At 69.8% G+C, this 22030-nt stretch carries 8 protein-coding genes and 1 tRNA gene; 5 read left to right on the top strand and 4 right to left on the bottom strand.

The features are described 5' to 3' along the window. Positions 1-174: 174 nt before the first annotated feature. The 4 genes from EV648_RS35345 (at position 175) to EV648_RS35330 (ending at position 6810) form a co-directional block, all read left to right on the top strand. On the top strand, positions 175-4467 hold the full coding sequence (locus EV648_RS35345; protein WP_132299604.1) for an NEW3 domain-containing protein: 4293 nt from the start codon (positions 175-177) through the stop codon (positions 4465-4467). After that, complete coding sequence (locus EV648_RS35340; protein ID WP_241995921.1) at positions 4464-5087, top strand: hypothetical protein; 624 nt, start codon at positions 4464-4466, stop codon at positions 5085-5087. The genes EV648_RS35345 and EV648_RS35340 overlap by 4 nt, the downstream gene beginning before the upstream one ends. 9 nt (positions 5088-5096) lie before the next feature. Next, a complete protein-coding gene (locus EV648_RS35335; protein WP_132299602.1) occupies positions 5097-6065 on the top strand; it encodes an ROK family protein in 969 nt (322 codons plus the stop codon). A gap of 343 nt (positions 6066-6408) precedes the next feature. Next, positions 6409-6810 (top strand): hypothetical protein, encoded by a 402-nt coding sequence (locus tag EV648_RS35330; RefSeq protein ID WP_132299600.1) that lies wholly within the window; start codon positions 6409-6411, stop codon positions 6808-6810. A gap of 167 nt (positions 6811-6977) precedes the next feature. Here EV648_RS35330 and EV648_RS44840 read toward each other — a convergent pair whose 3' ends face one another. The 4 genes from EV648_RS44840 to EV648_RS35310 form a co-directional block, all read right to left on the bottom strand. Further along, positions 6978-17573, bottom strand: coding sequence for a non-ribosomal peptide synthetase/type I polyketide synthase (locus EV648_RS44840; RefSeq protein WP_132299598.1), 10596 nt, complete (start codon positions 17571-17573; stop codon positions 6978-6980). A gap of 357 nt (positions 17574-17930) precedes the next feature. Beyond that, positions 17931-18002: transfer RNA gene (locus EV648_RS35320), tRNA-Val, on the bottom strand. A gap of 30 nt (positions 18003-18032) precedes the next feature. Further along, positions 18033-18509, bottom strand: coding sequence for a peroxiredoxin (locus EV648_RS35315; protein WP_132299596.1), 477 nt, complete (start codon positions 18507-18509; stop codon positions 18033-18035). Positions 18510-18516: 7 nt separating this feature from the next. Then, positions 18517-18963, bottom strand: a complete 447-nt coding sequence (locus EV648_RS35310; protein WP_132187687.1) for a DUF3052 domain-containing protein — start codon at positions 18961-18963, stop codon at positions 18517-18519. Positions 18964-19263: 300 nt separating this feature from the next. Between EV648_RS35310 and aceE the strand changes: the two genes are divergently transcribed. Beyond that, a complete protein-coding gene (gene aceE / locus EV648_RS35305; RefSeq protein WP_241995929.1) occupies positions 19264-21993 on the top strand; it encodes a pyruvate dehydrogenase (acetyl-transferring), homodimeric type in 2730 nt (909 codons plus the stop codon). Positions 21994-22030: the final 37 nt, after the last annotated feature.

Below are 22030 nucleotides of genomic sequence, written 5' to 3'. Positions count from 1 at the left end.
AGTCACCGCCCGCGAGAGCTCCTGAGGCCATCGTTGTCAGGCATTGTCCTGGCAAATCAGGGCCGCTCACCTGCGGATCTCGCGGTTTGTTCACGATTGACCCCTCGCTGGATCGGCCGGTTACGGATAACGTTGTCTCTCGACCCTGGCCGCCTCCGACGGAGTTCAACCACTGTGACTGTGCTGATCACCCGCGTCTCCTCGCCCGAACTCTTCGTCGGCAGCGACGACGACCCACGCCAGATCCTGCGCGTGGAACTCGACCGCGCCACGACCGACGGCGGACTGGCCGTGCACGTCTCAGGCGACGGCGTCACCGGTACCGCGGAGCTGCCGGCCGGCGACGGCTCGACCCTGCTGGAGGTGCCGCTGGAGGTGTCCCCCGCGCTGCGAGCGCAGTACGGGCAGGCTGTGGATGCGACGGTCACCGTGGTCGGCGCGGACCAGCAGACGCTCGCGAGCGACAGCGGCACCGTGGTGATCGCCGAGCCCGGATGGACGATGGTGATGGTGTCGCACTTCCACTACGACCCGGTCTGGTGGAACACACAGGCGGCGTACACGACCAGCTGGGATCTGCAGGGGCCGGACGGCACCACCCGGCCGGTGTACACCCACAACGCCTTCAGCCTGGTGGACGCGCACCTGAAGCTCGCGCTGCGCGACCCGGCGTACTGCTTCGTGCTGGCGGAGCTGGACTACCTCAAGCCGTACTTCGACACCTTCCCCGAGAACCGCGCCGTACTGCGCCGGCTGATCGCCGAGGGCCGGGTCGAGATCATCGGCGGCACCTACAACGAGCCGAACACGAACCTGACCGGCGCCGAGACCACCATCCGCAACATCGTGTACGGCGTCGGCTACCAGCGGGACATCCTCGGCGGTGACCCGCAGAACGCCTGGCAGCTGGACGTGTTCGGCCACGACCCGCAGTTCCCCGGGTACCTGGCCAAGGCCGGGCTGACCGGGAGCGCCTGGGCGCGCGGGCCGTTCCACCAGTGGGGGCCGCTGCGGCAGGCCTGGAGCGACCCCAAGTCCGGCACGGCCGCGGTGATGCAGTTCCACAGCGAGTTCGAGTGGATCAGCCCCAGCGGCGACGGTGTGCTCACGCACTACATGCCGGACCACTATGGCCCGGGCTGGGAGCTGCAGAACGCCCCGAGCGTCGAGGCGGCCGGCGAGACGGCGTACCAGCTGTTCGCGACGCTGAAGACGGTGGCGGCGACCAAGAACACGCTGCTGCCGGTGGGTGGCGACTACACGCCGCCGAACAACTGGATCACCGCCGTGCACCACGACTGGGCCTCCCGCTATGCCTGGCCGAAGTTCGAGTGTGGGACTACCAAGCACTTCATGGACCGGGTCCGCGCCGAGCTCGACGAGACCGGCCGCAAGCCGTCGCCGCAGTCGCGGGACATGAACCCGATCTACACCGGCAAGGACGTCTCGTACATCGACACCAAGCAGGCCCAGCGTGCTGCCGAGGTCGCCGCCGTCGACGCCGAGAAGCTGGGCACGTACGCCGAACTGCTCGGGCTCGGCCGGTTCGCGGAAGCGTCGCTGGACAAGGTGTGGCGGCAGCTCGCGTACGGCGCGCACCACGACGCCATCACCGGCTCGGAGTCCGACCAGGTCTACATCGACCTGGTCACCGGCTGGCGCGAGGCGCACGACCTGTCTGACGCGGCGCGCTCGGCCTCGCTGGAGGCCTTCGCCGCCCGCATCGACACGAGCGCCTTCGGTTCCCGCGCGGTCGTCGTCACGAACACGCTGTCCTTCACCCGCACAGACCTTGTCACCGTCACCCTGCCGGAAGGCGACGACAGCGCTTCGGTGCTCGACGCCTCCGGACAGCTCGTGCAGTCGGTGCTGGAAGGGTCCAAGCTCACCTTCCTGGCGAAGGATGTCCCGTCCCTCGGCTGGCGCACCTACCAACTGGCCACCGGTACTGCGGGGTCGTGGGGCGCGGCTGTCGGCGTGGACTCGGCGGCCGATTCCGTCGAGAACGAGTTCTTCCAGGTCACCGTCGACCCCACCCGCGGTGGCGCGGTCAGCGCGATCGTCGACAAGCGGACCGGACGCCAGGTGCTCAAGGGACTCGGCAACGAGTTGCGCGTCTACGAGGAGTACCCGGACCACCCTCGCTTCGGTGAGGGCCCCTGGCACCTGACCCCGTCGGGACCCGTAGTGGGCTCGTCGGAGGCGCCGGCCAAGGTGTTCACCCAGTCCGGACCGCTCGGCAGCCGCGTCGTCAGCCGCGGTGAGGTGGACGGGATCGCCTACGAATCGGTGACCACCGCCTACACCGGGCTCGACCGGATCGAGTTCGCGACCCGGATCCTCGACCACTCGCAGTCGGACCGGTTGGTCCGGGTGAAGTTCCCCGCCGACGTGCCGGGTGCACTGCCGTTGAGCGAGGTCGCTGGTGCCGTCGTCGGGCGCGGGTTCGGCCTGATCGATGTGGACAGCGAGCGGGCGCCGTGGACGCTCGACAACCCGGCGAACACCTGGTTCGGGCTCGGAGCCACCGCACGGATCGACGTGGTCGACGCCGCCGGCAACTCGGTCGGGACCCGGCCGCTGGCGGTCGCCGAGATCGTCGTACCGGATGACACCGAGCCTGCGTCCGTGCGGGACCTCGTGGTCGCGCTGGCCCGGGTCGGCGTGACGGCGACGACCTCGCTGGCGGGCGGCTCGCGGTACGGATCGCTGAAGGTGGACTCTAACCTGCCGGACCTGCGGATCCTGGTCGGCTCGAGTGGTCTGACCGACGCGCTGGCCTCCGAGTTCGGGGCGTTGCCGGCGGGCGGGCCGGTGTTCGTGCCCGCGAAGACCGCGCTGGCCGAGGTGTGGCAGCCGAACGCCGACGTGCGGGATGTGCGGGCGATCTCCGCGCTCGTCCTGGCCGATGGGGCAGCCGTCGCGGCGGCGATCGCGGACCTGGGCAGCGCCCGGATCCGCGCGACCGTGCACGGGGACGGCGTGATCGAGGACTTCACCGACGCGACCGTCGCGCTGCTGACCTACGGGCTGCCCGGATTCGCCGTGGACGCGACCGGGGCGCTGCACGCGTCGCTGCTGCGGTCCTGCACGGGATGGCCGTCGGGGATCTGGATCGACCCCCCGCGTCGTGCGACGCCGGACGGGTCGTCGTTCCAGTTGCAGCACTGGACGCATGAGTTCCGCTACGCATTGACGACCGGCGAAGGCGACTGGCGCGCCCTGCAGCTGCCCTCGCGTGGCCAGGAGTTCTCGTCGCCGTTGCTGGCGGCAACCACGACGGCGCACGACGGGTTGTTGCCTTCGACCCATTCCCTGCTGCAGGTCTCGCCTGAGCGCGATGTGCTGGTGTCGACGCTGAAGCCCACGGGCAACCCGATCGCGCACGGCTCGGGTGGTGCCGTAGATCCCCGTGAGGGAGTGACCTTGCGGTTGATCGAGGCAACCGGTCTCGGTGCATCGGCGACAGTCACCTCGGCCGTGCCGATCACCGGTGCATGCCATGCGGATCTGCTGGAGTCGCGCGGTGCGCCGCTGGAGGTTGCCGACGGCAAGTTCGTGGTGGAGCTGGCCGGGTCCGCGGTGGATACGTTCGTGCTCGATGTCGACGCCACCGCCGACCGGGAGTCCGCAGTACTGGGTCAGGCCGGGGAGATCGCGCAGCCGTCGTACTCGCGGTACTGGCTGCACAACCGTGGGCCGGCGCAGATGGGATTCCTGCCGGTCAGCCTGTCCGTCTCCCCCACAGTCGCCCGGACGGCCGGCAAGCCCTTCGAACTCTCTCTGGTCATCGCCAACCAGTACGCCGATGCCGTGGCCGCGGGGACTCTGACGCTCGACCTGCCGGCCGGGTGGACCGCGGACCAGGCGGATCGCCGGCTGGAGCTGGAGCCGGGCGGGTACCTCCGCTACCTGGTCAACGTCACGCCCGCCGAGAACTGCGAGCCAGGTCAGTACTTCGTCGGCGCGCAGGTGCTCACGAACACGGACGACCTCGCGGGCGGATCCGGAGTACAGGCGGTGGAGGATGTCGTCACGGTGTTCGTCGGCGAGAGCCCTGAGCTGACGGCCGTGCTCGGGTTCGGCTTCGCCCCGACCGAGCCACCGGAGCATGGATCCGGCGCTGTCGAGGGAGAACCTGGACGGAGTACCGGGCTGACGGTGACGCCGTCCACGCAGGACCTGCGGTTGTCGCCAGGCACTCAGGAGACGCTGGGGCTCACCTTCGCGAACAACGCCTCCTCCGAGATCCGCGCCGAGCTGCAGCTGGCCTCGCCGTACGGCACCTGGTCGTGGCTCCCCGAACCGGTCCGCGGCGTCGTCGTACCGCCGAAGTCGTCGATCACTATCGAGGTGCCGGTCCACGCCCCGGCCGACGCCACTCCGGCGCACGCGTGGGTCCTGCCCAAGGTGATGTGGTTCGGCCGAGCCCAGTACGCGCCCACAGTCCGCCTGGAGATCCTGTGACGGCGGCCGTGGAGGTCGGCCATGGACACGGACATGGACACGGTCACGCACCGCATGCTCCCGCAGACGTACTGGCGTATCTCAACGGCGAGCCTGTCCCGCGGGACCTGCTGGACGAGCGGCTGGCGGCCCTGCGCGCGGGAGACGCTGCCTGTGTGCTCCCACGAGCGGACAGCCGGGAGGGCCGCCAGCTGACGCGCTGGGTCGCCCAGGTCGTGATCACCGAACAGCTGTGCATCGACGAGCTCCGCCGGCGCGCAGACGAAGTACCGACGGCTGCTGACAAGCCGTTGGATGTGTCGACGGCCATCGCTGTCGGGTCGATTACCGCGGCGGCGCTGGCGGGTTCCGAGGCGGTACGGCGGGTGGCGGAGGTGGTCAGCCGGGAGGTGGGCATCAGCCGGGCGCAGTTGGAGTACGCGGCCGATGTGCTCGGGGTTGAGCCGCCGGCGGACCCCGACGTACCGGTGGAGCGGTGGCACGCGGAGTTGGTGGACAGCGCGCGACTGGAGGCGTTCGCGCGGTGGCTGAACGCCGCTCAGCACGGGCGGGTCCAGCTGGTCCACGGGCTCGAGCATCCGGGCGACAGCAATCAACCTGACAATCTGCACCGGCACTGACGGGGGACCATGAGCGACGAGGCAGCGACCGTTCTGGGCATCGACATCGGCGGCACCAAGATGGCCGCCGCGATCGTGTCCGCCGACGGCGAGATCCTCACCAAGGACCTGATCCGCACCCCGCGGGGTGGCGCGGACCAGGTGTTCGCCGCACTGGCCGAGCTGGTCGGGCGCGTTCAGGGCGACCTGCATCCCGCCGCGGTCGGGATCGGCTCGGCCGGACCGCTGGACCAGCAGCACGGCCTGGTCTCGCCGGTGAACATCGCCGGCTGGCGGAACTTCCCGCTGGTGGACCGGGTCCGCACGCTGGTCGGCGACGTACCGGTGACGCTCGGGGTGGACGGGCACTGCTTCGCGCTCGGCGAGTACTGGACCGGCGCCGGGCGCAACGTCGACACCCTGCTCGGCATCGTCGTCTCCACCGGGGTCGGCGCCGGCATCGTCGTCGACGGCAAGCCGCTACTCGGCCAGTCGGGCAACGCTGCCCACCTCGGGCACGTGGTGGTCGACCTCGACGGCGAGCCCTGCGCCTGTGGTTCGTACGGCTGCGTCGAGACCTACGCGAGCGGCCCCCGGATGGTCGCCCGAGCGAAGCGACGCGGCTGGCGGGCCCACGAGGACGTGGATGCGGCCGTCCTGTCGGCCGACGCGGCGGCCGGAGACGAGATCGCGCTGGCGATGTTCGACGACGGCGCCCAGGCGCTTGCCGCGGGCATCGTTGCCACCGCGGTCACCGTCGACCTGACCACCGTGGTGATCGGCGGCGGCGTGGCCAAGGCCGGCCCGGTGCTCTTCGACCCGGTCCAGCGCTGGGTGAAGCGGCTCGCGCAACTCCCCTTCGTCACCGACCTGACCGTCGAACCAGCTCAACTCGACAACGCCGGCCTGCTCGGCGCCGCCCGCCTCGGCTGGGACTCCCTGCAGGCCTCGACGGGCGTCCGGGTGGCCGGCGTCGCGGAAGTGAACGCGCTGAGTTAGCAAACAGCCGCTGTTGGTGCCATCAGCATCCGTGTTCACACGGTGCAATGCCCTAGCGCACAACCTTCTCGTGCGGAAAAGGGCCTCTTGAGCAACTTTGCGCAGTTTTTACCCATTTGCGGCGAACTGTGTAACGACCACCCCTGCTCACCCGATGCAACGGATGGATGGGGTGGGGGCACGTCATCCGAGGGCAATCAGGGGGGCCCTGCATGCCAGGGATTGACCGCACGCGTGAGCGGCGGCGAGGAGACTCGCCGCCGCCCGCGCGGGCAGCACGGCCGAGGTACGCACGTCCGCCAGCGTTGCCCGGGGCAACGCTCGACCGTAGGGACAGGTCCTGATGGACGTGGCGGTACTCCTGATCTTCGCGATCTTCTTCACCGCGCTGGTCATCGCCACAACCTCCAGCCAGGGCCTGCTGCTACTGAACGTCGCCGCCTCATGCGGCGTCGCTGCTCTGCACGCGTCCTTGCGGGGACCTGCCACCACCACCGGAGCGGCCGCGGACGACTCGTCCGAGGCCGAGCACCCGGTGCGGATGGGCGTGCTGGGGTGGACCGGCCCAACGATCGCGCTCGTCGCGGTCACCGCCGTGGTCGCACTCGGGTCCCGTGGGGACGGACCGGAATTCGGCGACGTCGGACCCGTCTGGGCCGTGTATTCCCTGCTCATCTGCGTGATCAGTGCCTATGCGCTGCTCCGCCGACGAGCGGTTGGTGTGATCGATCCTCAGGAGGGATGAGGATCGACGCGGGTTCTGCACCGCGGACGGTGGGCCGGTGGCTGCGGGAGGGCTGCCACTGGACATCTCACCCCCGTCCACGGTGCAGAACCGAAGTACTGCGGCAACACGCCCCCGCGGGGATCGGCGACTCCGGGTGGGCGGGACAGGAGCGGCGTGGGAAGGAGCTAGTCCTTCAACCACTCCGGGTCCGGCAGTTGGGTGCGGTCGAGCTTGCCGTTGGCGTCCAGCGGTAGTTCCTCGACCGGGATCAGGTCGGCCGGGACCAGGTAGATCGGCAACTCCTTGGTCAACTCCAGCAGCAACCGCGCTAGTACTGCGGGATCGCTGTCCTCGAGTACGACGTACCCGAGCAGGCAGGTGTCCCCGGCCGGGTCGGCGCAGGCGACTACCACGGCGTCGATGACACCGGGTAGATCGGCGAGCACGTGCTCGGTCTCGCCCGGCTCCACCCGGTGGCCGCGGATCTTCACCTGGTCGTCCGCGCGCCCGAGGTAGTCCAGCGAGCCGTCCGTCCGCCAGCGCCCGAGATCGCGGCTGCGGTAGAGCCGTCCGCCCGGATGCGCCGGGTCGGGTACGAACGCCGTCTCGGTCTCGTCCGGCCGGCCGAGGTAGCCGTGAGCAACGGCCACACCACCCAGGTGGATCTCACCGACCGCCCCGACCGGTACCGGGCGGAGCGCCTCGTCGAGCAGTCGGACCACCACGCCGTCGATGGGGCGGCCGATCGACGGCCGGTCCTCCGCCGGGTCGACCTGGTGGATCGTGGTGACCACCGACGCCTCGGTCGGGCCGTACTCGTTGTAGAGCGTGCAGTCCGGGTGCGCGGCCAGGAACTCTCTGATCTTGTGGGTCAGCACCATCGCCTCGCCACCGGCGACGATCTCCCGCAGAGCGGGCAGTTCGGGCAGTTTCCGCATCGTCGCGAGCAACGCGGTCAGCGGGGTGAACGCCATGAACAGCCGCTCCACCTGGTGCTGCGCCAGCGCCGCGACCACGGCGTCCGGGTCGTACCGGTCGTCCTCGCCGATCAGCACCAGCGCGGCACCCGATGCGAGCGCGGTGAACATCTCCTGCACGTGGACGTCGAAGCCGAACGAGGTCCACTGCAGCGTGCGCAGTGAGCGACGGGTCCGCAGGTACTGCCGGACCAGGTTGACCGGGCCGCGATGCGGGACCGCGACACCCTTCGGGTTGCCGGTGGCACCGGACGTGTAGATGCAGTAGGCAATGTCACCGGCCGCCGACCGCACCGGCGGAGCCTGCTTGGCGCGCGGATCTCCGTCGCCGGCAGCCACCGGTACGAGTCGCAGCCCGAGGCGATCCGCCAGCGCCGCGTCGTCCCCGACCAGAGCGACCGCCCCGGCGTCGGCCGCCATGAAGGCCCACCGCGACTCCGGCTCACCGGCGTCCAGCGGGAGATACGCCGCGCCAGACTTCAGCACCGCCAGTACGCCGACCACGAGCTCGGCGCCGCGGGCCACCCGTACTGCGACGAGCTGCCCCGGCTTGACACCGAGATCCACGAGCTGCCAGGCGATCGCGTTCGACCGGCGATCCAGCTCGGCGTAGGTGATCTCGCGATCCCCTTGGATCAGGGCGATCGCGTCAGGGGTGCGGGCCACCTGCTGCTCGAACAACGTGTGCAGGCCGCTGAGCTCACCCGCCACCACAGCGTTCCGGCGTACCCGGCTGGTCTGGACCGCCTGCGGCGCCTCGCCTTCGAGCTCGCGGAGCGCCTCCTGGTCCGACTCGATCGGCAGCATCAGCTCGGGTAGGGATCGCCTGGGCTCGGCGATCGCGCGGCGCAGTACTGCTTCCAGGTAGTCGAGGTATCGGCGGATCGTGCTCTCGTCGAACAACCCGGCGCGGTAGTCCGCGGCACAGGTGATGCCGTCGCCGTGGTGCTCGAGCCGGAAGCGCAGGTCGAGCCCGGGCGCGAGTTGCTCGTCACCGGCCTCGAACTCGACGATCACCCGGAAGAGCGGGTCCTGCTCGAGGACGGCAAGGTCCACCGTCGCGTGGTCGAACGCGGCGGTCGTGGTCTCGCGGACGCGCTGCGCCAGCTCTCCGAGATCCGGCTCGCCGGACAGGTCGAGGCGGAGCGGCAGCGAATGCTGACTCGTGGTCTCGCCCGCACGGCGGAGGGCGGCCGTGCCAACGGTGATGTCGTCCTGCCCGGCGAAACGGGCGAGCACGGTTCCGACGGCGGCGAGCATCGTCATCAGCGGGCTGACGCGTCGGTCGCGGCTGAAGGCGAACACGGCATCACCGAGGCCGGCATCCAGGTGATGCACGGTCGAGGCGAGCGCGTCGTTGGCGGCCGGACGCGGGCGATCGGTCGGCATGACCAGCGGCTGCGCGCCGTCGAGCACAGTTCGCCAGAACTCCAGATCCCTGTCCCGCTTGGCCTTCTCAGCCTCCGCCTTTGCCTCGGAGTCCGCCTTCGCCTGCACTTCGGCCGTCTCGGGCTTTGGGTCGGGTTTCGCGTCGGGCACGACCGGCGCGGGTGTTTCCGCTGCCGGGCCGACCTCCGCGGTGCTCTTGGAGGTGGAGTCGTTGAAAAGGGCAAGTTGTTCGTGCATCAGCTTGGTGACGCCGTCGACCAGCTGGCCTGCTACCCGCAACTGCTGCGACATCAACGCCGCCATGCCCGAGCCGGGAAGTTCCGCCTCGCTGGTCGCAGCCGCTGCGGCATCGACCTTCGCCGCCAACTCGGCCAGACCGGATCCGAGAACAGCGAGCGCCGTCCGCGGGTCCCGCGTCACCTCTTCGGCCGGCACCCGCTCGGTCTTCGCCGCTGCCAGCTCGTCGACCTTCTGCGGCGCAACATCTTGCACCGCGTCGGTCTCCGCGGCTTCTGCTCCTCGTTGCGGCCTGTCAGGTGTCGTCGTGCGCACCAGATCGAGCGGATCCACCTCGCCACCCGGAACGTTGCGAGAGGCAATCGCCGACGCCAGCTTGTGCGGGGTGTTCAGCTCCTCGAAGAGTTCGCTGACGGCCAGCTCGACGTCGAACCGCTGTCCGACCTCCTCGACCACCCGCAGCATCGACAACGAATCAGCGCCGAGCTCGACGAAGGTGTGATCCACCGTCAGGTCATACGGATCCAGCCCGAGCTGCTCCCCTGTCAGATCAAGCACAACCTCCAGCGACTCCCGGTACCGCTCAGCCGCGCTCAGCGCCGCATCAACCCGCGCCGCCGCACTAACGACCGTCGACTCTGCCTTGTCTTCGGCTGCTCCATCGGTCAGCTCGGTGTCCACTTCAGCGACCGCGCTCTTCGCAGTACCGGCGGCGACAGGCACCATCCGCACGTATTCGACATCCAGCAGCGATTCCGCAGCCCTCTGCACCGCCGCATTCTCTGCCGCAGAGGCCTTCGAACCGGGCATCATCTGCACATAGTCAGCGGCCAGCAACTCGGCCGCGCCAACCTGCGGCCGATTCGCGGGGAGCATCTGTAGGTAATCAGCGGCAAGCAACTCGGCAATGCCGTTGCCAGCAGCACCGTTCACCACACCGTTGCCGGCGACCCCGTTCACCACGGCATTGCCGGCGACCCCATTGACAACACCATTGCCACCAGCACCGTTGACGACACCGTTGCCTGCAGCATCGTTTGCGGCAGGACCATCGGCGGCGGCCACCATCTCTTCAGCGGGCTGCGGTCGCCGTCCGTCAGTGCCGTCCTCGGCCGGGATCGCGAACGGCGACGAGTCGTGCACCTCGCCCTGCTCGACCGGCGGCGCGACGACGCCGTTGGACGCCGGCGGATCCAGCGGGATCTTCTTCAGCGCCGCCCCGCTCCGCTCGATCGGGCGGTCCACCACGACCGGCGACTGAGTCCGTGCCACCGGGCGGAGGGACGCCGGATCGACCGGGTGGTGCACCCGGCGGAACGGGTACGTCGGCAACGGCACCCGGCCGCTCTCCGGATAGACACGCGCCCAGGTGATCTCGGTGCCCTGCTGGAACAGCTCGGCCAGCCCGTTCATCGTCGCGAGCACCGGGTCCTGGCCGAGGCGCTGCGTCGGGATCCAGGTGCTGTTCGGCGCGATCCGGCGACCGGCAGGACTCAGTACGGCGTCCGGCCCGAGCTCGAGGAACCGCCGGCATCCGGCCGCGGTCAACGCCTCGACGGCATCGCCGAACAACACCGGCTGACGGAGCTGCCCGACCAGGTAGTCACCATCGAGCGCAGTACCGCTCTCGAGCAGCTCACCCGACCAGCTCGACACCATCGGCATCCGCAGCGGCTTGAGCTTGATCTGCGCGACCGCCTCGGCGAAGTCCGCCAGGATCGGATCGACCAGCGAGCTGTGGAACGCGCGATCGACGTCGAGTCGCTGCCACTTGAGCTCGAGGCGATCGAGCTGCTCGGCGAGCTGCCCGACGATCACCTCGGTCCCGGTCAGCACGAACGACTGCGGACCGTTGCCCGCGGCAATCTCCACGCCTGGCGTCTGGGCCAGCTCCCGCACGCGATCGGCATCCGCCCGTACTGCGACCATCGCGCCCGGGACGGTTCCGCGCTGCATGAGTACTCCACGCTGCGCGGTCAGGCGTACGCCGTCTGCCAGCGAGAGTGCTCCCGCCACGCAGAGTGCGGCGTACTCCCCGACGCTGTGGCCGACCACCAAGGCAGGCTGCACTCCGAAGGACTGCCAGAGCCGCGCGAGAGCGAGCTCGAACGCGAACAACGCGGGCTGGGCGGTCTCGGTCGGCCAGACGCCTTCCGACGGACCAGCCGGGGTCAGCAGGAGCTCGAGCAGGCTCCCGCCGAACTCCTCCTCGTAGACCTTGTCGCACTCGTCGAGCACCTGGCGGAACACGGGGAACCGGGAGGCGAGACCTGCGGCCATCCCCCGGCGAGCCGCGCCCTGACCGGTGAAGGCGAATCCGAGCGGACCGGGTCCGCCGCGAGGCACCTCCACCGCGAGAGCAGTGGCGAGGGCCTCGGCCAACTCGTTCTCGGAGGAACCCGCGACGGCGAGGCGATGACGATGCGCCGGGCGACCGATCGCCGCAGTACCGGCGAGGTCGATCAGGCGGTGGCCGGTGCCGTGCTCGAGGTCGGCGCGGAACAGCTCGGCCAGTTCGGCGAGGGCGTGCGGCTCGGGCGCCGAGATGGGCAGTACCACCGGGCCGTCGTCGCCGCGCCGAATCTGCCGCGGCGGCTCCTCCAGGATGACGTGCGCAATGGTGCCCCCGGCGTCGAGTGCGCTGACGCCGGCGCGCAACGGCGTACCGGCTTCCCAGTCGCGAACCTCGGTACCGATTACGAACGGGCTGCCGGCCAGTGGGAGCGCGGGGTTGGGCTTGCGGTAGTTGATCGTCGGGACAAGCGTGCGGTGCTGCAACATCAGCACGGTCTTGATCAGACCGGCCATGCCCGCGGCGCTGTCGAGGTGCCCGATGTTGGGCTTGACCGAACCGATCGTGCAGAACCCGACCTTGTCCGTATGCCGGCGCAGAGCCGTGGCGAGCGCGCGGAACTCGGCCGAGTCGTCCGCGGCCGTGCCGGTCGCGTTGGCCTCGATGTAGCTCAGCGATTCGGCCGGCACACCTGCCTGCTCCAGCGCACGCTCGATCAGCTCGACCTGGCCTTGCTGGCCCGGCTCGCTGTCGGCTGCGGTGCCGTTGGTGACGGCGGAGCCCTTGATCACGGCGTACACGGTGTCGCCGTCGGCCACCGCCTGGTCGAGCCGCTTCAGCAGCACCGCCGCGACGCCGTTCCCGCCGACCGTGCCGTCCGCCTCGGCGTCGAACGCCCGGACATGCCCGCTCGGCGACAGGATCGACTCCGGACTCGCGTGATAACCCGTTGCCTGAGGCACATGTACTGCGGCTGCTCCCGCCAGCGCGAGATCCGCGTCCCCACTCCGCAACGCCTGGCAGGCAAGGTGAACCGCCACCAACGAAGACGACCAGGCCGCCTGTACTCCGATCGCCGGGCCGGTCAATCCGAGGCGGTAAGCGACACGGGTTGCGAGGGAATCCGGCGGCTGGTTCTGCTGGGTGTAGAGGTTCATCCCGGACCCGGCGAACACGCCGATCCGGCCGCTGGCACCGGCGTACCCGCCGTGCTCTAGCGCGTGTTGGCAAACCTCGAGGAACAGCCGCTGCGCCGGATCCGTCAGCTCCGCCTCCCGGTCACTCAGCCCGAAGAACGCGGCATCGAACGACTCCACGTCATCCAAAGCCCCACTGACCGCGACAAGCTCCTCGTCCCCGAACGCCTGGTCCCCACCGGCGAGCTCCTCGGCCTCGAACCGGCGAAGACTCTCAACCCCACCCACCAGGTTGTCCCAGAACTCCTCCAACGACCCAGCCCCCGGGAACCTGGCAGCCAGGCCCACCACAGCCACCGGCTCCGCCACAGCCCCCTTGGCCGCTTTCCCACCCTTCTTCTCTCCCTTGGCGGCAGGCTTCTCACCCACTTCACGCAGGTCCGCGCCCGGAGCACTCCCCTCGGCGCCGGCCCCCTCCACAACCCGAAGGTCAGCCGCCTCCAGCACCGCCCGAGCAACCGCCGGCTTGCCACCCGCGGCAGCAACACCCTCCGCCTCCGCAGGAGCGTCCGCTACCTCGGGCAGCACAACCTCGCCAGCCCGCACATCCGCAGGAGCGGCCTCCGGGTCCGACACCGCATCATCATCAGCCTGCGCAGCCGCACCTTCGGCGGATTCTGCAACATCCGCGCCCTCGCCATCAGCCGTCAGCTCGGCACCTTCGTCAGACTCCGCGACCGCAGCATCTGACACCTGCGCCCCGGCGTCTGCCATGTCCGCACGCGCCGCCTCGGAATCTGGCTCCGCAACCCCAGCCTCAGCAGCCTCCACCTCCACGGCGTCCGACTCCGTTGCCCCAGCCTCAGCAGCCTCCGCGTCTACGGCGTCTGATGCCGACACGTCAAGCTCGGCCGCCTCCACCTGCGCCGCCACTGACGCGACAGCATCAGAAGCCTCGGCACCCGGAGCATCCGGCTGCGGCCCGACCAGCTCGCCCGACTCGGCACCAGCGGTGTCAGCCGTCTGCTCCACACCCTCAGCGCCCTCCGCGGCAGCCGCGTCAACTTCCGACGCCGCACCTTCCTCGGCGCCATCGGCGTCGGCGTTGACGAGCGCCGACTCCACGTCCTCGGCGTCATCGGCGTCGGCCTGCACGAGTGCCGACTGCACGTCTTCGCCCGAATTCGAGGCCGCCTCAGCAGCCGCCAGTCCGGTGCCCTCGCCAACCTCCGCGGCGGCGTCAACCTCCGGGGTCGCGATGCCGGCCTCCGGCGCCGCAACCTCATCCGCCTGTTCACCCGCGCCAGCTGGCTCGTCGGCCGTTGCAGCCTCGGCAACGCCGCCCGCGGCACCAACCGTCCGCTCAACAGCCGCGCCAGATCCCGCGGGAGCGGGCTCTGCAGGAGCCTCAGCCTCCGCCTCCGCTGCCTCCAGGACCGTACCGTCTGACAGCTCCGCGCCAGCGACGTCTGCAGCCTCCGCGCCAGCGACGTCTGCAGCCTCCGCGCCTGCGACGTCTGCAGCATCAGCGTCGGCGGTGTCTGATGACTCCGCGAGCACAGCGTCTGGTGCGGGTGCCGCAAGTCCTTCGGCGTCAATGGGCGCCGGTTCGGCAGCCTCCCTGACGCCAGCTGTGGAAGCCTCCGCAGACGACTCCACAACCTCGTCCGTACCCGCGGTGGCAGTCTCGGGTGTCTCGTCGACGCTCTCGGCAGGCTCTGACTTGGCGGCTGCCGCCTCCGGGACCGCGTCCCCGCCGGCGTTGCTCGCGGTGACGGGCGACTGCTCGAGCTCCGCGGCAAGATCTACCTCGGCGGAATCCGGCTCCGCGCCCTGGTCCGCGGTGTCGACGAGCTCTGCGGTGGTGGCGGGCTCTGTGGTGGCGGGCTCTGTGGTGAGCTCAGGGGTTGTGGCGGGCGCTTCGGTGGCGGTGTCGTCCTGCGGGGTCGCAGGCTCGTCCGGCTTCGCGTCGGTTGCCGCTGACTCGGCCTCCGCGGCAGCGTCTGCGCTCGGGGCGTCGGCCTGCGAGTTCGAGGCTCGGTCAGCCTCGGCGCTCGCGGCAGGTGCCTGCTCAGCGTCTGCGGCAGCATCCAGGGCCGTATCCGCTGCAGCCTCCGGGGCGGCATCGTCCTCGGCTTGGGTGCCTCCGTCCTCGCCGGCCTCCTCAAGCGCGGTGACGGCCGCTGCAGAGGCGGGCACTGGGGCTGCAGTTGGGTCCGCTTCAGCATTCGCCATAGCGGGCGTCTGGGCGGCGGTCTCGGCCGGCGCTGGCCTCGCGGCTGCAGGGTCCGGTACTGCGTCGCCGGGTGCGGGCTCCGGGCTCGCGGGCTGAGCTGGGTGGGTTGTAAAGGCGGGGCGATCGGTGGCGGAAGAGGAGGGATGCTGCGTGGCGAAGGCGGAGCTGTTGAAGAAGGTGCCGTCAGGGGCGTCGCCCGCGGATGGGGCCGTCTCCCCCGCGTCGACAGCGTCAGTGTCGCTGGGAGCCTGCTCGTCTGCGGTCGCTGGTGCGTCGCCGGTCAGTGGAGCTGCGGCGGTCGAAGCGTCCGGTGAGATTGTCGTGTCTGCGGAGGTCGGTGCCTCAGCGACCTCGGAGGTTGCCTCGCTGGAGGTTGCCTCAACTGGCGCCTCGGAGGTTGCCTCGACGAGGGTCGACTCGGAGGTTGCCTCGCTGAGGGCTGCCTCGGCGGGGGTGGCCTCGGCAGAGCTCGGCGTCTCGACGGGGATCGCCGTGGCGTCTGGATCGACGTCGGGGGCGAGCTCGGCCTCGGGATCCGTGAGGGGATCAGGGTGGCGGTTGGCGCCCAAGGTGGGGCGTTCGGGGGGATGGGGGATGGAGTCGGTGATGCTGCGGCGCCAGGCCAGGCGGATCACCGGGAGTTCGGTGGTTCGCTCGCTGGGGTCCTCGTCGAAGGTGTCGGGGATCGGGGTGGCGCCCGGGCGTACGGGTTCGCCATACGGGGAGTTGTACGGGCCTGGGGCGGTCTCGAGCGTGCAGTCCAGCCAGCGTTGCTTGAGGAGCGGGCGGAGGATCTTGCCGCCCGGAGTCGTCGGGAAGTGCCGACGCGGTACTGCGACCACCTGCGCGTCGAAACCCAGGCGATCGAGAACGACAGCCCGGATTGCCTCCGTGGTCGCGGCAACAGGACCAGAGTCAGCCGGGTCGAGGGCGTAGAAGAGAACCAGGCGATCGGTGCCCGACTCGAGGTCGGCTACTCCACAGACAGCGACCAGACCTGCCACAGCCCCCGGGGCGGTCGCCGCGATCGCCTCGATGTCGTGGGCGTAGTAGTTCTGGCCGTTCACGATCAAGCGGTCGCTGTCCCGGCCGGTGATGACCACCTGACCACCCGAGATGAACCCCTGGTCGCCAGTCGACAACCACTTCCGCGCCGGCCAGTTCCCCGCCGGGAAGGCGGCCCGATCCGCCTCAGGATTCCCCAGATACCCAGGGGTCACCCGCGCGGACGCGATCTGCAGTTGCCCGATCCGACCTTCCGGCTGTACGGCGCCGTTGGGTCCCACGATCCGTACGGTGGCTCCCGGCGCAGGCGCACCGACCGACACCAGACTCAGTATGCCGGGCGCATCGGCCCGGGTCTTCCCTGGCCGAGCGACGGCGACCTTCCCGCTGGCGGGAGTCCGCTGGTCGACCCACTCCACCACCCCGGTCGGGGGAATCCGGACCCGGTGCACGTTCGGCGTCAACCCGGGCCGGGCGAACGTGATCCCGGTCACGGTCTCGGTCATCCCCCAGGCGGCGACGAACGTCTCCGGTACGACGCCGAAGCGGTTCGTCAGCCGGAGAAACTCGCTCATCACGGGCACGGTGATCTGCTCGCCACCGCTGACCAGGCTCCGCAGCGCGGAGAGGTCCCAGTGCCGGTCGGGCTCCCCCGCGATGGCGGCGGCCGCGAGCCGGTAGCCGAAGTTCGGCGACCACGAGTGGTTCACCCGGTGCTGGTCCATCAGGTCGAGCCAGCGCAGCGGGTTCGCGAGCACCCACTCGGTGGCCACGTGGATGTTCGTGCAGCCCGTGAAGACCGGCAGCAGGTGGTACAGCAGGAACGCGCCGCTCTGGTCCAGCGGCAGCCAGTTGAGCGTCGTCTGACCAGGCCGCACCGGGAGCATCGCCGGAGTACCGGCCGCGAACTCCACCAGACCCCGATGGGTCAACTGGATGATCTTCGGCGTACCGGTGGTGGTGCCGGACGTCATCATCAGTACTGCGACGTCGTCCGCCGCCGGCCGGTGGAACTCAGAGGTCGGCTCGTGCCCGGCGAGAGCGTCCGGGTCGAGCACCGGCAGGCCGAGGTCGTTCGGCAGGTCCGAGGGCCGCCCGATCAGCACGGTCCAGCCGAGCAGGTCCGTCACCTTGCGGAGCCGCTCGCGACCTTCCTCGGTGGTGTCGCCCTCGGGCGCGGGCGCCATCAGCAGCGGGCGGATGCCGCCCAGCGTGCAGGCCCAGAACGCGGCGAAGAACCCGACCGGCTCGGTGCAGTGCACCACCGCCGGGTCACCGGCCCGTACTCCGTTGGCGCGCAGGCCGGCCAGGATCCGGGCGGCAAGCTCAAGGAGCGTCGGGAAGTCGAGGCGCGTCTCGCGGCCGTCCGGGCCGATCTCGACCACGCCGGAGGTGCCGAAGTCGCGGGCGGCCCGCAGCAGTGCGCTCGGCAGATCACGCGGGTAGCCCGCGGGGATCATCAACGCCGGGCCGGTGCCGATCGCCGGCCGGTCCACACCGTTCCTCATCGCACCCACCCCGCGACGATCGCAGCCGAGGCAGCAACCCGGGCAGGCTGACGCGAAACGGCCGGGACGGCAGATTCGCCAGCCAGTCGGCGACCCACGGACACGTGCCTCCCCAACTGGACGGAGCCGGGTTCAGGGCATACCCGTCTCGCTCTCACACCGACAGAACAGGCCCCGTTGCACCGGATCCGGTGACGCCGTGACCGATCGGCCCCGGTGCGTCATCGTGTGATCCGACGAGCGTGAACCCTACCAGTCGAAATGAGACGTGGCCGAGGCAGTTCCGGCAGCCGACTGTAAAGAAAATCGGCGGGTCGCGGAGAGTGAAAATCGGTGGCGGCGAAGAGGTCCGAGGTGTGGGTGCTGAGGGGATCGAACCCCCGACATCTTCCTTGTAAGGGAAGCGCTCTACCGCTGAGCTAAGCACCCTGGTCCGCCCCGTAGGCGGAGCGCCAGAGTCTATCCGAGATCCCGGCGCAAGCTCGCCAGGGCCTCGGCATAGTCGTCCGGATCGCGGGACTCGGTGAACGGGTTCACCACAGACCAGCGGATCACGCCCGCCCGGTCCACGACGAACGTGCCACGCCCCGCACACCCCCGGTCCGCGTCGAACACCCCGTACGCCGAAGCGGTGGCCCCGTGCGGCCAGAAATCGCTCAGCAGGCCGAATTCCAGCCGCTCCGACTCGGCGTACGCGCGCAGCGTGAACATCGGGTCGCACGAGATCGCCAGGAACTCCGCGCCGGCGAGCAGGTCCGGCCGGTCGCGGAGCGCGCCGAGCTCGCTCGTGCAGACCCGGCTGAAGGCGTACGGGTAGAACACCAGCACCACGTCGCGCCGGCCCCGGAAGTCCGAGAGCCGGATCTGCTCGCCGTGCTGGTTCCGCGCGATGAAGTCCGGTGCCTCGCTACCGACCGGGGGGACGGCAGCGGTCACCGCGGAGTCACTTCCTGACCCGCGGGGACTTCGGCATCACCAGCTTGGTCGCCGACCAGTTCTCGGTCGGGGTCAGGCTGCTGGTCGTCGACAGGCCGGCAGTCTCGGTCGCCTCGGCGATGTCGCTGGCGTCGACATAGCCCTCGCGTCCGACCTTCGGGGTCATCAGCCAGACGATCCCGCCGGTCTTCAGATCGGTCAGGGTCTCGAACAGGGCGTCCACCAGATCCCCGTCGTCGTCACGGAACCAGAGCAGCACCACGTCGACGACGTCGTCCATGTCGTCACCGACGAACTCCTCCCCGGTGAGTTCCATGATGGCGTCGCGGAAGGCATCGTCACAGTCGTCGTCGTAGCCGAGCTCCTGCACGACCGTGCCGCTCTCTAAGCCGAGGCGGCTCGCCATGTTCGGCTCGCCACTCTTGCCGTCCGCGTGGTCCGCGGTCGCGCTCACGTGTCCTCCTCCGTCGTCCCCGCTTGCCCGGGGGTAGGCGTCAGTAGCAGTAGTCCATCGTGGCCTACCGCGTCGCGCAAGTATGCACGAGGGTTCTCCCGCGTGTCCGGTATCCGCATGTCGGACACTATCCGTGTCCGGTGGGAACCGGCGGTTCAAGCCCGATCCGGGCAGGTTGTGGATGCGAAGTAGAACGCATTCCGGTCAGGTGACAGGATTGCAAGAAGTAGGACCGACTAGACAGAACGGCAGGACACCGTGGCTTCCGGACACGAACCACCAGCCATCATCACCGAGGGGATGCCCACCCAGCTCCCCGACATCGACCCCGACGAGACTCGGGAATGGGTCGAGTCGCTCGACGCCGTGCTGGACGAACGCGGCAAGGCGCGAGCGCGCTACCTGATGCTCAAGCTGATCGAGCGGGCCCGGGAGCGACAGGTGGGTGTGCCCGCGCTGCGGAGCACGGACTACATCAACTCGATCCCGCCCGAGCGCGAGCCGTGGTTCCCCGGCGACGAGCACATCGAGCGGCGGATCCGCGCCTTCATCCGGTGGAACGCCGCCGTGATGGTGAGCAAGGCCAACCGCAAGGGCCTGGAGGTCGGCGGCCACATCGCCACCTACCAGTCGGCCGCCAGCCTGTACGAGGTCGGCTTCAACCACTTCTTCCGGGGCAAGGACCACCCGGGCGGTGGCGACCAGATCTTCATCCAGGGTCACGCCTCCCCCGGTATGTACGCCCGCGCCTTCCTCGAGGGCCGGCTGTCCTCGGACCAGCTGGACGGGTTCCGCCAGGAGGTCTCCCGCGGCCCGCACCAGGGCCTGTCGTCGTACCCGCACCCCCGGCTGATGCCGGACTTCTGGGAGTACCCGACGGTCTCCATGGGGCTAGCGGCGCTGGACTCGATCTACCAGGCGCGCTTCAACCGGTACCTGCACCACCGCGGCATCAAGGACACCAGCGAGCAGCACGTCTGGGCGTTCCTCGGTGACGGCGAGATGGGCGAGCCGGAGTCGCTCGGCGCGATCGGCCTGGCCGCCCGCGAGGAGCTGGACAACCTCACCTTCGTGATCAACTGCAACCTGCAGCAGCTGGACGGTCCCGTCCGCGGCAACGGCAAGGTGATCCAGGAGCTCGAGGCGTACTTCCGCGGCGCCGGCTGGAACGTCATCAAGGTGATCTGGGGCCGGGAGTGGGACGCGCTGCTCGCGCAGGACCACGACGGCGCCCTGGTGAACAAGATGAACACCACCCCGGACGGCCAGTTCCAGACGTACTCCGTCGAGTCCGGCGAGTACATCCGGAACAACTTCTTCGGCGGTGACCAGCGGCTCCAGGCGATGGTCCGCAACCTGTCCGACGAGGACCTGCGCAAGCTGCCCCGCGGCGGTCACGACTACCGCAAGGTCTACGCGGCGTTCAAGAGCGCGACCGAGCACGTCGGCCAGCCGACGGTGATCCTGGCCCAGACGATCAAGGGCTGGACGATCGAGGCGCTGGAGGGCCGCAACGCGACCCACCAGATGAAGAAGCTCACGTCGGACGACCTGAAGGCGTTCCGCGACCGGCTCTACCTGCCGATCGAGGACAAGGACCTCGAGGACGCGTACAACCCGCCGTACTTCCACCCCGGCACCGACTCGCCGGAGTACCAGTACATGATGGAGCGCCGCCAGCAGCTCGGCGGCTTCCTGCCCGAGCGCCGGGTCCGGCCGAAGACGCTGAAGCTTCCTGGTGACGCCGTCTACAAGCCGCTCAGCAAGGGCAACGAGAAGACCCCCGTGGCCACCACGATGGCGCTGGTCCGGCTCTTCCGCGACCTGATGAAGGACCCGGAGATCGGGCACCGGATCGTGCCGATCGCGCCGGACGAGTACCGGACCTTCGGCATGGACTCGATGTTCCCGACGGCCAAGATCTACTCGCCGCACGGGCAGACGTACGAGTCGGTCGACCGCGCGCTGCTGCTCGCCTACAAGGAGTCCGAGCAGGGCCAGCTGCTGCACGAGGGCATCAGCGAGGCCGGCGCGATGGGATCGATGATCGCCGCCGGTACGGCGTACGCGACGCACGGCGAGCCGATGATCCCGTTCTACATCTTCTACTCGATGTTCGGGTTCCAGCGGACCGGCGACCAGCTCTGGGCGCTCGGCGACCAGCTCGGCCGGGGCTTCCTGGTCGGCGCCACCGCCGGCCGGACCACCCTGACCGGTGAGGGTCTGCAGCACGCCGACGGGCACTCCCCGCTGCTTGCCTCGTCGAACCCGGCCGCGGTGCATTACGACCCGGGCTTCGCGTACGAGGTGGCCCACATCGTCAAGGACGGCCTGCGCCGGATGTACGGGTACGGCCTGGACGAGAGCAAGCCGTTCGGTGAGGACGTCTTCTATTACCTCACGGTCTACAACGAGCCGGTCCCGCAGCCGGCCGAGCCGGAGAACCTCGACGTGGCGGCCCTGCTGAAGGGCATGTACCGCTTCAGCGAGTACCCGACGGCCGAGGGCGACGACGTACCGCGGGTGCAGCTGCTCGCGTCCGGCGTCGCGCTGCCGTGGGTCCGCAAGGCCCAGGAGATCCTGGCCGAGGAGTACTCGGTCGCCGCCGACATCTGGTCGGTGACCTCGTGGAACGAGCTGCGTCGCGAAGCCGTCGCCGCGGAGGAGCACAACCTGCTCCACCCGGACGAGGACGAGCGGGTGCCGTTCATCACCGAGCAGCTCAAGGACACCAAGGGCCCGGTCGTCGCGGTCAGCGACTTCATGCGCTCCGTGCAGGACCAGATCTCCCGCTGGGTCCCGAACGACTACACCTCGCTCGGTACCGACGGCTGGGGCCTGGCAGACACCCGGGCCGCCGCCCGGCGCCACTTCCACGTGGACGCCGAGTCGATCGTCGTCGCGGCCCTGGAGATCCTGGCCAAGCGCGGTGACGTGAAGCGCGAGGTGGCTGCCGAGGCCGCCCGCAAGTACCGTATCGATGACCCGACCGCGGTCGCCGGAGTCAAGCAGGAAGGCGCCGGCGCCTGAGCTCCGCCGGACCCGCCGAGGGGCACCACCGAGAGGT

The organism is Kribbella sp. VKM Ac-2568 (genome assembly GCF_004345365.1).
GTDB lineage: Bacteria > Actinomycetota > Actinomycetes > Propionibacteriales > Kribbellaceae > Kribbella > Kribbella orskensis.
The sequence above is the reverse complement of the archived record's forward strand: the minus strand, read 5'-3'. Positions and strand labels throughout refer to the sequence as shown.